General features: G+C 73.8%; 10 protein-coding genes and 1 pseudogene. 2 read left to right on the top strand and 9 right to left on the bottom strand.

The window, feature by feature from the left end; translation table 11 throughout:
- From B7L92_RS41835 to ppdK, 9 genes and pseudogenes are all read right to left on the bottom strand, one after another.
- Nucleotides 1-163 (bottom strand): annotated as a pseudogene (locus B7L92_RS41835) (3-hydroxybutyrate dehydrogenase); the annotation flags it as partial.
- Between the two features lie 152 nt (nt 164-315).
- The gene (locus B7L92_RS01375; RefSeq protein ID WP_081235667.1) at nt 316-1,743 is read right to left on the bottom strand and encodes a 3-hydroxybutyrate oligomer hydrolase family protein; all 1,428 of its coding nucleotides are present in this window, start codon (nt 1,741-1,743) and stop codon (nt 316-318) included.
- Nucleotides 1,744-1,916: 173 nt separating this feature from the next.
- A complete protein-coding gene (locus B7L92_RS01370) occupies nt 1,917-3,335 on the bottom strand; it encodes an extracellular catalytic domain type 1 short-chain-length polyhydroxyalkanoate depolymerase (protein WP_174703906.1) in 1,419 nt (472 codons plus the stop codon).
- Between the two features lie 294 nt (nt 3,336-3,629).
- Entirely contained in the window at nt 3,630-4,289 is a 660-nt protein-coding gene (locus tag B7L92_RS01365; protein WP_081235666.1) for a CoA transferase subunit B, read from the bottom strand.
- A 1-nt stretch (nt 4,290) separates the two neighbouring features.
- Nucleotides 4,291-5,073, bottom strand: a complete 783-nt coding sequence (locus B7L92_RS01360) for a CoA transferase subunit A (RefSeq protein ID WP_081235665.1) — start codon at nt 5,071-5,073, stop codon at nt 4,291-4,293.
- Nucleotides 5,074-5,480: 407 nt separating this feature from the next.
- Nucleotides 5,481-6,500, bottom strand: a complete 1,020-nt coding sequence (locus B7L92_RS01355) for a sigma-70 family RNA polymerase sigma factor (protein WP_081235664.1) — start codon at nt 6,498-6,500, stop codon at nt 5,481-5,483.
- A gap of 173 nt (nt 6,501-6,673) precedes the next feature.
- Entirely contained in the window at nt 6,674-7,138 is a 465-nt protein-coding gene (locus B7L92_RS01350; RefSeq protein WP_174703905.1) for a pyridoxamine 5'-phosphate oxidase family protein, read from the bottom strand.
- A gap of 106 nt (nt 7,139-7,244) precedes the next feature.
- On the bottom strand, nt 7,245-7,670 hold the full coding sequence (locus B7L92_RS01345) for a hypothetical protein (protein WP_081235662.1): 426 nt from the start codon (nt 7,668-7,670) through the stop codon (nt 7,245-7,247).
- 100 nt (nt 7,671-7,770) lie between these two features.
- Nucleotides 7,771-10,458, bottom strand: a complete 2,688-nt coding sequence (gene ppdK / locus B7L92_RS01340) for a pyruvate, phosphate dikinase (protein WP_081235661.1) — start codon at nt 10,456-10,458, stop codon at nt 7,771-7,773.
- Between the two features lie 256 nt (nt 10,459-10,714).
- Between ppdK and B7L92_RS01330 the strand changes: the two genes are divergently transcribed.
- Both B7L92_RS01330 and B7L92_RS01325 read left to right on the top strand, forming a co-directional pair.
- A complete protein-coding gene (locus B7L92_RS01330) occupies nt 10,715-11,407 on the top strand; it encodes a response regulator (RefSeq protein WP_081235660.1) in 693 nt (230 codons plus the stop codon).
- Between the two features lie 112 nt (nt 11,408-11,519).
- Complete coding sequence (locus tag B7L92_RS01325; RefSeq protein ID WP_081235659.1) at nt 11,520-12,554, top strand: Acg family FMN-binding oxidoreductase; 1,035 nt, start codon at nt 11,520-11,522, stop codon at nt 12,552-12,554.
- Nucleotides 12,555-12,564 lie beyond the last annotated feature (10 nt).

Raw genomic sequence — 12,564 nt, 5'->3', positions numbered from 1 at the left:
GGTCGACCACGTGCACCGCGGCGCCCGCTGCCGCCAGCGCCACGGCGCACGCCTTGCCGATGCCGCTGCCGCCGCCGGTGACCAGGGCGGACCGGGCCGTCAGGTCCGCGCCGGCGCCCGTGGGCGCCGAGCGGGCGGTGGGAGGACGGAATTCGCTTGTCATGGCCGGAAACAGTAGGGATGCCGTCACGTCACACCTATGTATGCAGCCAACCCAATGAGAGCTCGGTCTGTAGTGGCTGCCACTACAGACCGAGGCGCTCGGTCGGGCAAGGCATACGGCGGCCGTGGCGTGGGACCGCGACCGCCGGGTGGTCACCCGTCGAGACGGCAGCTGGTGAGCAGGCTCGCCGCAGTGGCGTCTTCGGGCCGGACGACGGTGTGGTTCGCCGGCGGGCGCTGCCCGGTGGTCAGCCAGCTCTCCAGGGCGGTGAAGGCCGAGCGGTGGCAGGGCAGCAGGGGCCGGAGCCGGCCGGGGAAGCTGTCGACGAGGGAATCGGTGTGCGTGCCGTCCTCGATGCGGTAGTAGCGGTGCAGGTGGCCGCGGCCCGCTTCACGGACCATGCGGGAGTAGACGTCGGAGCCCTTGCCGATGGGCAGCAGGACGTCCAGAGTGCCGTGGATGGTGATCAGCGGTTTGCCGATGCGGCCGGTCAGCGCGACGCGTTGCACGGCCTTGTGGACCTCGGCGGGACGGGCGGCGTAGTCGTAGTCGGCGTCGCAACCGGGGGTCCCGGAGGCGCAGTACGGCGTGCCGGCCTCCGTCGCGCCGTCGAAGGCGGGGTCGAACTCCTCGCGGTAGATGCGCTGGGTCAGGTCCCAGTAGACCTGGTGGTGGAAGGGCCACAGGAACTCCGAGCCGGCCGGGAAGCCCGCGCGGTGCAGTTCCTTTCGCGCCCGGTCGGAGTCGGGGCCGCCCGCGGCGTAGGCGGGGTAGTGGCGCAGCGTCGGCGGCAGGAAGGTGAACAGGTTGGGGCCCTCCGAGCGCCAGAGGGTGCCTTCCCAGTCGACGCCGCCGTCGTACAGCTCGGGGTGGTTCTCCAGCTGCCAGCGCACGAGGTAGCCGCCGTTGGACATCCCGGTGACCAGGGTGCGCGCGGGCGGTCGGTGGTAGCGCTGGGCGACCACCGCGCGGGCGGCGCGGGTGAGCTGGGTGAGCCGGGTGTTCCACTCGGCGACGGCGTCGCCGGGACGGGAGCCGTCGCGGTGGAAGGCGAGACCGGTGTTGCCCTTGTCGGTGGCGGCGTAGGCGTAGCCGCGGGCGAGTACCCAGTCGGCGATGGCCCGGTCGTTGGCGTACTGCTCGCGGTTGCCGGGGGTGCCGGCCACGATCAGGCCGCCGTTCCAGCGGTCGGGCAGCCGGATGACGAACTGCGCGTCGTGGTTCCAGCCGTGGTTGGTGTTGGTGGTGGAGGAGTCGGGGAAGTAGCCGTCGACCTGGATACCCGGCACGCCTTCGGGGACGGCGAGGCCCTGGGGGGTGAGGCCGGCCCAGTCGGCCGGGTCGGTGTGGCCGGAGTCCACGGTTCCCGCCGTGGTCAGCTCGTTCAGGCAGTCGGCCTGCTGATGAGCGGCGCCCGGTACCCGCAGCTGGGACTGGTTGGCGCAGTGGCCGGCGGCGCGGTCGGGGCCCGGCCGCGCCGAGGCCGATGAGGGAAGCAGGGCGGTGGCGGTGGCGAGGGCGAGCGCACCGAGTGCGGTGCGCCTCCTCCAGCTCGACGTGACGCCGGTGGACAGAACCATGGAGAGCCTCCGGTGGGCGACATACGGACGGGCTGGAGGCTAGGTGGCATGTCCTGCACGGCAACATGTGTGTGCCCGCCACGGTGGCGGCTTTTCTCAGGTGGGCCGCCACCATGACGGGCACGGGACCGCGGATGCTGAGGGAAGCATCCGCGGCCGTGACCGGTTGTGTGTCAGGAGCAGGTTCCGTCCGCGAGGGTGAAGTGGCCGACGGGCGACTCCCGCAGGGTGCGGGTGACGAACAGGTTGTACAGCCCCATGTTCTGCTGGGAGCCCTTGGCGTAGGTGTAGCCGCCGCTGGTGGTGGCGCGCCCTGCCTGGACGTGGGCGTAGTTGGTGGCGGTCCAGCAGGCGGTCGCGCCGCCGGTGGTCCGCGCGGTGACCGTGCCGGAGAGCCGTCCCGTCCCGCCGTCGGCGTCGCGGGCGGCGACCGCGTAGGTGTGGGAGGAGCCCGCGGTCAGACCGGTGTCGGTGTAGGACGTGGTGTCCGCCGCGGCGAGCGGGGCACCGTCGCGGTAGACGGTGTAGCCGTCGGCGCCGTCGACGGGGTTCCACCTCAGGCTGACGGCGGTGTCGGTGGCACCGGTCACGGTCAGACCGGTCGGGGCGGGCAGCCCGCCGTCCTCGACGCCCTCCGCCAGGCCGAAGAACCGGGTGATCCAGTGGCTGGAGCAGATCGAGTCCAGGAAGTGGGCGGTACCGGTGCTGCCGCACTGCTGAGCCCCGCTGCCGGGGTCGACCGGTGTGCCGTGCCCGATGCCCGGGACCCGGTTCACCTCGACGGCCACCGAGCCGTCCGCGGCGGCGTACTCCTCGTGCCGGGTGGAGTTCGGGCCGATCACGGACGTGCGGGTCGGCTTCTGGGACAGGCCGTGCAACGCGGTCCACTGGTCGCGCAGTTCGTCGGCGTTGCGCGGCACGACCTTGGTGTCCTGGTCGCCGTGCCAGACGGCCACGCGCGGCCAGGGGCCGGACCACGAGGGATGGGCGTCGCGGACCCGCTGCGCCCACTGGGCCGGGGTCAGGTCGGTTCCGGGACTCATGCAGGTGAAGGCGCTCATGACGTCGTTGGCGCACCCGTAGGGCAGACCCGCGACGACCGCGCCGGCCCGGAAGACGTCCGGGTACGCGGCGAGCATCACCGACGTCATGCCGCCGCCGGCGGACAGGCCGGTGACGTAGGTCCGCCGGGTGTCCGCGCCGTAGGCGGAGGCCGTGTGCGCGGCCATCTGCCGGATCGACGCGGCTTCCCCCTGGCCCCTGCGGTTGTCGGTGGGCTCGAACCAGTTGAAGCACTTGCTCATGTTGTTCGAGAAGGTGGTCTCGGCGAACACCACCAGGAACCCGTGCCGGTCGGCGAGTTCGGGCAGGCCGGAGTTGTCGGCGTACGTCTGGGCGTCCTGACTGCAGCCGTGCAGCGCGAACACCACCGCCGGCTCGGCGGGCAGGGACGCGGGCCGGTAGAGGTACATGTTCAGCTGACCCGGGTTGGCGCCGAAATCGGTGATCCTGGTCAGGCCGACCGCGGCGTGGGCGGTCGGCGCCGGACCGGCCAGGGCAGCCGTCAGGACGAAGACCACGACGGCCACCACACGGGACAGCGATCCGCGCCACCCGCGCCCCGACGGGCGCGGTGACGCATCGGAGGGCGGTACGGACGGGACACGGGACGGCGGGGCGGCGGTTCCCCGGAACGGTGACTGCACGGCGGCTCCCTCGGTGTCGTGGGGGACACCGGGCGCTCTCCTGGCTCGATCCAGCCGGAGCGACCCGGTGTCCGGCACCGTAGGGGGTGGCCGACGAGCCACGGTATGGCACGGACCCCCACAGCCTTCCGGCCACGACAGGAACGCGCGGGGGTTGCGCCACCAGGAGGTGTCTGTTAGTCAGACACCGGCGGGCGCCTCCAGGCGAGCGGGCACGAGGAGGTCGGCGCCCGTCGCGGCGCGCACCTCGTCGACGCCGACTCCCGGGGCGAGTTCGGCCAGCGAGAAGCCGTCGGGGGTGATGTCGACGACGGCGAGATCGGTGATGACGCGCTGCACGACGCCCGTGCCGGTCAGCGGCAGGTCGCACGTCGCGACGAGCTTGGGGCTGCCGTCCTTGGCGGTGTGCTCCATCAGCACGATCACCCGGCGGGCCCCGTGCACCAGGTCCATGGCACCGCCCATGCCCTTGACCATCTTCCCCGGAATCATCCAGTTGGCCAGGTCCCCGGCGGCCGACACCTGCATGGCGCCGAGCACGGCGGTGTCGATGTGGCCGCCGCGGATCATGCCGAAGGACAGCGCGGAGTCGAAGAAGGACGCCCCGGGCAGCACCGTCACCGTCTCCTTGCCCGCGTTGATGAGGTCCGAGTCGACCTCGTCCTCGAGCGGGTAGGGGCCGACGCCGAGGATGCCGTTCTCGGACTGCAGCACCACCTCGACGCCCGGCGGCAGGTGATTGGGGATGAGGGTGGGCAGGCCGATGCCGAGGTTGACGTACGTGCCGTCCACCAGTTCGCGGGCGGCCCGGGCCGCCATCTGCTCGCGGGTGAGCGCCATGTCAGGCACCGCCTTCCTGCTCGGTACGCACACATCGTCGTTCGATCCGCCGCTCGGCGGCCGGATCGCCGGAGAAGACCCGGACCACCCGCTGCACGAACACCCCCGGCAGGTGCACCTCGTCCGGGTCCAGTTCGCCCGGCTCCACCAGGTGCTCGACCTCGGCGACGGTGACGCGGCCGGCCATCGCGGCCAGCGGGTTGAAGTTGCGGGCCGAGGAGCGGAACACCAGGTTGCCGTGACGGTCCCCGATGGTCGCCCGCACCAGGGCGTAATCGGTCGTGATGCCCTCCTCCAGCAGGTACTCACGGCCGCCGAAGGTCCGTGTCTCCTTCGGCGGCGAGGCCACCGCGACCTGTCCGTCCGGGCCGTACCGCCAGGGCAGCCCGCCGTGTCCGATCTGCGTCCCGGCACCGGCCGGCGTGTAGAACGCCGGGATGCCCGCCCCGCCGGCGCGCAGCCGTTCCGCCAGCGTCCCCTGCGGTACCAGCTCCACCTCCAGCTCCCCGCTCAGATACTGGCGGGCGAACTCCTTGTTCTCGCCCACGTACGAACTGGTCATGCGCGCGATCCGGCCGGCCCGCAGCAGGAGGCCCAGCCCCCAGTCGTCCACCCCGCAGTTGTTGGAGACGACCTCGAAACCGCCCGTGCCCCGCTCCAGCAGTGCGGCGATCAACGCACTCGGTATGCCGCACAACCCGAATCCGCCGACGGCCAGTGACGCCCCCTCGGGGATGTCCGCCACCGCCTCGTCCGTGCTGTCGACCGTTTTGTCCAGCCCCATGGTGCCCCTCTCCGCCAAGGGGCGCGTACGCCCCGAACGGCCCAGGCGCGCACATCGTCCGACCCGTGCGCCGTGGCCTTTCCAACGACGCGACGACCCTAAGGACGCAGGACAGTCGATCGGTATGGCTGCTTCCGACACCTTCCGAGGAGACCGGGTGTGGTTCGCTACCAGGCCCGGCAGAGAGGCACACATGTGGGCCCCCGGGCCTCATGGCCGGCCACCATGGTGCCCGCCACCACATCCGCGGCTTTCCACCGTGCGATCCAGCCATAGGGGCAGCGGCAGCGGCCCGGGTGCTGCCCGTCAGGTTCCCCGACGTCCCCGACGAAGGACTTCCGCCGCCGAGGGCGGGCTCGGCGCCGGGCCCGGCGAGGACCCGGGCCGGCACGGTGGTGGTCGTCCGGTCAGCCCGCCCAGGCCAGGAGCCGCTCGCCCTGTTCCCGCTCCCGCAGCTGCGCCAGCGACTGCTTCTCCAGCTGGCGGACGCGTTCGCGCGTCAGGCCCACGTGGTCCGCGACCTCCTGCAGCGTGCGCGTCCGCCCGTCGTGCAGGCCGTACCGCAGGCTGAGGATCAGCGCCTCGCGCGGCGCGAGCGTGTCGACGGCCCCCCTGAGCTCCTCGGCGAGCGCCTGGAACTCCGCGACCTCCGGAGCCTGCAGGACGTCGGTGTCGGGGATGAGATCGCCGACGACCGTGTCACCGGTGTCGTCCACGGGGGTGTCCAGGCTGACCACCTGCCGGCCGACCCGGCGCAGCCAGACGACCTTCTCCTCGGCGAGACCGCTCTCGCGGGCCACCTCCTCGACGGTCGGCTCCCGGTCCAGACTCAGGTGAAGCCTGCGCTCGACCTTGCCGAGCTTCTGCAGCTGCTCCACGACGTGCACCGGCAGCCGTACCGTGCGGGCGTGCGTCGCCACGCCGCGCTCGATGGCCTGGCGGATCCACCAGGTCGCATAGGTGGAGAACTTGAACCCCTTGGTGTGGTCGAACTTCTCCACGGCCCTGATCAGTCCCAGGTTGCCCTCCTGGATGACGTCGAGCAGGGGCAGTCCCCGGTGGGCGTGGCGCTTCGCCATCGACACCACGAGCCGGAGGTTGGCGCGGATCATGCGGTCCTTGGCCGCCTGCCCGTCGTGCACGGCCGCCTCCAGCTCGCGCCACCGCTCCCGCGTCAGGTGGTGGTCGCCGCTCTCGGCCCGCTCGCACTCCTCCTTGGCGCGCAGACCGGCCTCGATGCGCTGCGCCAGCCGCACCTCGTCCGCCGCGTCGAGCAGCGGTGTCGCCCCGATCTGCCGCAGGTACTGGCCCAGGAGATCAGGTTCCTGATCGGGCTCGGGGGCGGAACCGAGCCGCTTCCCGGCACGGGCCGGGCGTCGGCGGACGTCTCGTGCGGACGCCGCGGGCCTGCTGGTCGAGGGAGCCATCGTCGCGCTCCTCTTCTTGCCATGTTCCGGTTCCCATGTTCCGGATGCCCCGGGTACCCGAGGGGGCACGGACGAACCCACGGGTCCGTCCGGCGCGACCGCCGGACGGCCGGGAGGCGGGTCGGCACCCGCGGCGCTCGGCCCGCGGGCCCGCCTCCCGCCCCGGGCCGGGGTCAGGGGCCGTCGGGCCCGTCCGCGGTGGTGAGCCGGATCCCCGTGACCAGGTCGGGGCGGATGCGGACCGCGTAGTCCATGGTCCGGTCCACCCAGGGGCGGAGCAGGCTGTGGTAGTGGGCCAGCTCCCGCGGGTCGGTCACGAGGTGGGCGTAGCCGGTGACCACCACGCTCCAGCCGAGGTGGGTGAGGGGGTCGATGGCATCGGCCTCGTACGCCACCACGACACCGCGGTCGTCCGCCTCCTGGGCCCGGGCGGTCAGCGCCATGCCCTCGTGGGTGCGGATGACGACGTCACCGCGGTCCAGGATGTGGTTGACCGGGCGGATGGTCGGCAGCGCGTGCCGGGTGAAGACGATCCTCCCGAAGGACACGCTGCCCAGCAGGCGCAGGGCCTCGTCGGTGTCGAGCTCGACGCTGCGACGCGGCGCGGCGGGGACCGACGGGGCTTGGTCGATCGTCATGGCGGACTTCCGTACGGGTTCGTTGCTCACGGGTGTGTGTCTCCGGCCGGTGCTGTCAGGCGCGGTCGAACCGGCCCGTCGCCGTGGGGACGGCGACTCGGTCAGATCATTGGAGCGGCAGCGGCCCACCCCCCGCTAGGGCCGTTCGGCCCTCGCCCGCCGGACCGCCGTACCACGGCGGCGCGGCCGGCCTGCGGGTCGTCCGCGCGCCGTACACGACGCGTTCCACCTGGCCCCGCAGCCGGTCCTGCAACCGGTCCGCGAGCGCGCGGACACCGGCCTCCCGGGCGTGGACGACCACGAGGGCGTCCCCCACCCGGATCTCGGCCCCGGCCGACCACGACGGTCCGGCGTGCGGTGCCGCCGCCCTCGTGATCCGCACGTCGCCGCTGACCGCGGGCAGTCCCGACCGGCCGAGGACGGCGCCGACCCCGGACCGGACGCAGGCGAGGTCCCGCGCGCCGACGTCGCCCTCGGCCCGTACCCGTACGGTGCCGGGGGCCGGTCGGGTGCCGGTGTCCTCGAGGGGCATGCGCTCGACTCCTTGTGCTCGCTCCGTGGCCCCAGCGTGCCGCGGGCGCCCCTCCCGGCCCAGGGCCGTCCGGCCCCGGTACGGGGGCCACGGGTCCCCGTCACCGGCCGTCGCCGTCCCCGGTCCCCGCCAGCGCGGCCCGCCCGGCCTCCAGGCGGGCCACCGGGACGCGGAACGGCGAGCAGGAGACGTAGTCCAGCCCCGCGCCGTGGAAGAAGTGGACGGAGTCCGGGTCGCCGCCGTGCTCGCCGCAGACGCCGATCTTCAGGTCCGGCCGTGCGGCACGGCCCTCGGCGACGGCGATGCCGACCAGGCGGCCGACGCCCTCGCGGTCGAGGGTCTCGAACGGGGAGACGGAGAAGACGCCCTTGTCGAGGTAGGCGGGGAAGAACTCCGCCTCGACGTCGTCGCGGGAGAAGCCCCAGGAGGTCTGGGTGAGGTCGTTGGTGCCGAAGGAGAAGAACTCCGCCTCCCCGGCGATCCGGCCCGCCGTGAGCGCGGCCCGGGGCAGCTCGATCATGGTGCCGACCGGGCACGTCACCGGGACGCCGGACGCCTCGGACACCTCGGCCAGGACCCGCTCGACCTCCGCGCGGGCGAGCCGCAGCTCCTCGACGGCGCCGACCAGCGGCACCATGATCTCGGCCATCGGGGAGCCCCCGGCCCCGGTCCGCTCCACCACCGCCTCGGCGAGGGCCCGCACCTGCATCGCGACCAGGCCCGGCACCACCAGGCCCAGGCGCACCCCGCGCAGGCCGAGCATCGGGTTCTCCTCGTGCATGCGGTTCACGGCGTCGAGCAGGGCGGCCTCGCGCGGGTCCGGACGCTCGCCGCGGGCCTCGGCGGCGGCGAGGCGCACCGCGAGGCCGGTGCGGTCGGGCAGGAACTCGTGCAGCGGCGGGTCGAGCAGCCGGATGGTGACCGGCAGGCCGTCCATCGCCTCCAGGATGCCGGTGAAGTCCCGCCGCTGCAGGGGCAGCAGGGCGTCGAGGGCGCGGTCGCGGGTGGCGTCGTCGGGGGCGAGGATCATCTCCTCGACCAGCTTGCGGCGCTCGCCGAGGAACATGTGCTCCGTGCGGCACAGGCCGATGCCCTGTGCCCCGAACCGGCGGGCACGCGCGGCGTCCTCGGGCGTGTCGGCGTTGGCCCGCACCTCCAGCCGCCTGAGGGCGTCGGCTCCGCGCAGGATGCGGGCGACCGACGCGACCACGCCCTCGGTGGACTCGCCCGTCTCCAGGTACCGCATGACCGCCGAGTCGACCAGCGGGGCCGCGCCGGGGTACACGGCGCCGGCGGAGCCGTCCACCGAGACGACCGTGCCCTCCTCGACGACGGTGCCGTCACGGGCGGTGAAGCGCCGCCGTCCGGTGTCGACGGCGAGCTCCTCGGCGCCGCACACGCAGACCTTCCCCATGCCGCGGGCCACGACGGCCGCGTGCGAGGTCTTGCCGCCGCGGCTGGTGAGCACGGCCTGGGCGGCGACCATGCCCGGCAGGTCGTCCGGGGTGGTCTCCTGGCGCACGAGCACCACCTTCTCGCCGGCCTCGGCGCGCCGCACCGCCTCGGCGGAGTCGAAGACCGCCGCGCCGACCGCGGCACCGGGCGAGGCCGGGATGCCGCGGGCGATCGGGTCACCGGTCGCGGAGGTGTCGAACCGCGGGAACATCAGCCGGGCGAGCTCCTCCCCGCTCACCCGGTCCAGCCCCTCCCGCGGGGTGATGAGCCCCTCGTCCGCCAGCTCGGTCGCGAGCGTGAACGCGGCCTCGGCGGTGCGCTTGCCGACCCGGGTCTGCAGCATCCACAGGGTGCCGCGCTCGATGGTGAACTCGATGTCGCACAGATCCCGGTAGTGCCGCTCCAGCGTGCCCATGTGGTCGAGCAGCCGCCGGTACGACAACGGGTCCAGGCGCTCCAGCTCGGCCAGGGGCACGGTGTTGCGGATCCCGGCGACCACGTCCTCGCCCTGCGCGTCGGGCAGGTAGTCGCCGTACAGGCCGGGGCGCCCGGTGGCCGGGTCGCGGGTGAAGGCCACGCCGCTGCCGGAGTCGTGGCCGAGGTTGCCGAAGACCATGCGCTGCACCGTGACCGCGGTGCCCAGGTCGTCGGGGATGTGCTCGCGCCGCCGGTACAGGCGCGCCCGCTCCCCGTTCCAGGACTCGAACACCGCCAGGATCGCCCGCTGCAGCTGTTCGGCGGGGGACTGCGGGAAGGACTCGCCGGTCTCGCGCCGGATCAGGTCCTTGTACGTCTCCACGAGCCGGGCGAGGTCACCGGCGTCCAGGTGGACGTCGTCCGGGGCGCCCCGCTCCTCCTTCAGCAGGGTCAGGGCGTCCTCGAACAGGGCGGCGTCGACCCCCATGACCGTGCTGCCGAACATCTGGACCAGACGGCGGTAGGAGTCCCAGGCGAACCGCTCGTTGCCCGACACCTCGGCCAGTCCCGGCACGGAGTCGTCGTTCAGGCCGATGTCCAGGACCGTCTCCATCATCCCGGGCATGGAGACCTGCGCCCCGGAGCGGACGGACAGCAGCAGCGGGTCGTCGGCCTGGCCCAGGCGCCGCCCGGCGGACTCCTCCAGGGCGGCCAGGTGGCGGGAGACCTCCCGGGACAGCCCCTCGGGCTCCGCCCCCGTCGCCAGATAGGCGCGGCAGGCCTCGGTGGTGGCGGTGAAACCGGGCGGCACCGGCAGCCCCAGCCGGGTCATCTCGGCCAGGTTCGCGCCCTTGCCGCCGAGCAGGTCGGCCATGTCGCGGCCGCCCTCCTGGAAGTCGTACACGTATCGGACCATGACGTCGCGCTCCTCAGCTCCGTGCGGCGGGCCGGTGCGCCGCCGGCGCCGTACGCGTGACGGCGGGCGGCGGGCCCCGGCCGGTCCCGAGCGGGTGGTCGTCGGTGAGGATGGAGAGGGGGGATCGGGGAGGGAACAAGGGCCGGCCGGCCCTGGCCGTTCGGCCCCGGACCGGGGAGGATCTCGAACGGGAGGCCGATGGGGTCCATGATGGGCCACCGGCGCGCACCCAGCACGCAGAGAACAGGAGCATTCCATGGCGGACGGCGAGCAGCCCGGTCCCGACACCCCGATCCGGGTCTTCCTGCTGGACGACCACGAGGTGGTCCGGCGCGGGGTGCACGACCTGCTGAACGACGAACCGGACATCAGCGTGGTCGGCGAGGCCGCCACCGTCGAGCAGGCCCTCGTCCGGGTTCCCGCCCTGCGCCCCCAGGTGGCGGTCCTCGACGTCCGGCTGCCCGACGGGGACGGCGTGAGCGTGTGCCGGGAGCTGCGCTCGGGCATGCCCGACCTGGCCTGCCTGATGCTGACCTCGTTCGACGACGAGGAGGCCCTGCTGGACTCGATCATGGCGGGCGCGTCCGGCTACGTGCTGAAGCAGATCCAGGGCTCCGACCTGGTCGCGGCCGTGCGCACGGTGGCCCGGGGCCAGTCGCTGCTCGATCCGAGCGCCACCACCAAGCTGATGGCCCGGCTGCGCGGCGGACAGCAGAAGGAGGAGGAGCCGGACGCGCTGCCGGGGCTGACCGACCGCGAGCGGGAGATCCTGGCGCTGATCGGGGAGGGACTGACCAACCGGCAGATCGGCCAGCGGCTGTACCTGGCCGAGAAGACGGTGAAGAACCACATCTCCCGCCTCCTGGCCAAGCTGGGCGTGGAACGCCGCATCCAGGCCGCCGTGATCGCCACCGAGGCCCGGGACCGGCTGCGGCAGGGAAGCCGCTGACGCCGCGCCGCGGGCTCGTGCGCGGGCCGGACCGGTGGCGCCCCGGCGTGCACGGACGCGGCCACCGGGGTACCCGCGGCCGGTGAGGACCGCGCGGCGCGAGGAGGACGGGATGGTCACGCAGCGGCTCGACGCCGGCACGGTGGCCTCGCTGGTCGAGGACGCCACGGCCGCGCCGTCGATGCACAACGCGCAACCGTGGGCCTTTCGCCACGTGACCGCCGAGGACGTGCTGGAGCTGCGGGCCGACCTCACCCGCGCCATGCCCCGGACGGACCCGGACCACCGCGCGCTGCACATCGGCTGCGGTGCGGCCCTGTTCAACCTGCGGGTGGCCGCCGTGCACGGCGGACTCGCCCCGGAGGTCCGGCTGCTGCCCGACCCCGGGGACGACCGGCTGCTGGCCGTCGTCCGCCTGGTGCCCGGCCGGGCCGGCCGGGCACCGGACGCCGGGCTCGCCCGGCTCCATCCCGCGATCCGCCGCCGGCACACCAGCCGCCACCCGTTCACGGAGCGGGCCGTCCCGGACCCGGTGCGGCAGACGCTGCGCGAGGCGGCGGCACAGGAGGGGGCGGAGCTGTCCTTCGCCGACGAGTGGCACGCGGAGTTCGTGCTGGACCTGGTGCGCGACGCCGAGAGCCGCGACCTCACGGACCCGTCGGGCCGGGCGGAGCTGGAGCGCTGGACCCGGCTCGGTCCCGAGGCGGACACGGCCGTCGACGGCGTTCCCGAGTACGCGTTCGGACCGCGCAGGTCCGGAGGCAGGGCCCCCTGGCGCGACTTCGCCGGCCGCAGGCCGGTGGCCGGCCACGGGACGGTCCCCTTCGAGCACACCCAGCACCTGGCGCTGCTGAGCACCCGCGGCGACCGGCCGGCGGACTGGCTGGCCGCCGGCCAGGCGCTGGAGCGCGTGCTGCTCGCCGCGACCCTGGAGGGCCTGGCGACCTCCCTGTCCTCCCACCCCCTGGAGAGCCCGGACCTGCGCCGGCTCACCAGGGACCCCCGCTCCGGCGGCGGCCAGGTCCAGATGGTGCTGCGCCTGGGATACGGCCCCGAGGGCCCGGCCACCCCACGACGCCCCGTGCGCGACGTCCTCACCGTCGTACGACCGGTGGACGGGGGAGCGGCCCGGCCGGTGGACCGGTGAGCGATCGGGC

Source organism: Streptomyces viridosporus (assembly GCF_002078235.1).
Taxonomy (GTDB): domain Bacteria; phylum Actinomycetota; class Actinomycetes; order Streptomycetales; family Streptomycetaceae; genus Streptomyces; species Streptomyces viridosporus.
The sequence above is the reverse complement of the archived record's forward strand: the minus strand, read 5'-3'. Positions and strand labels throughout refer to the sequence as shown.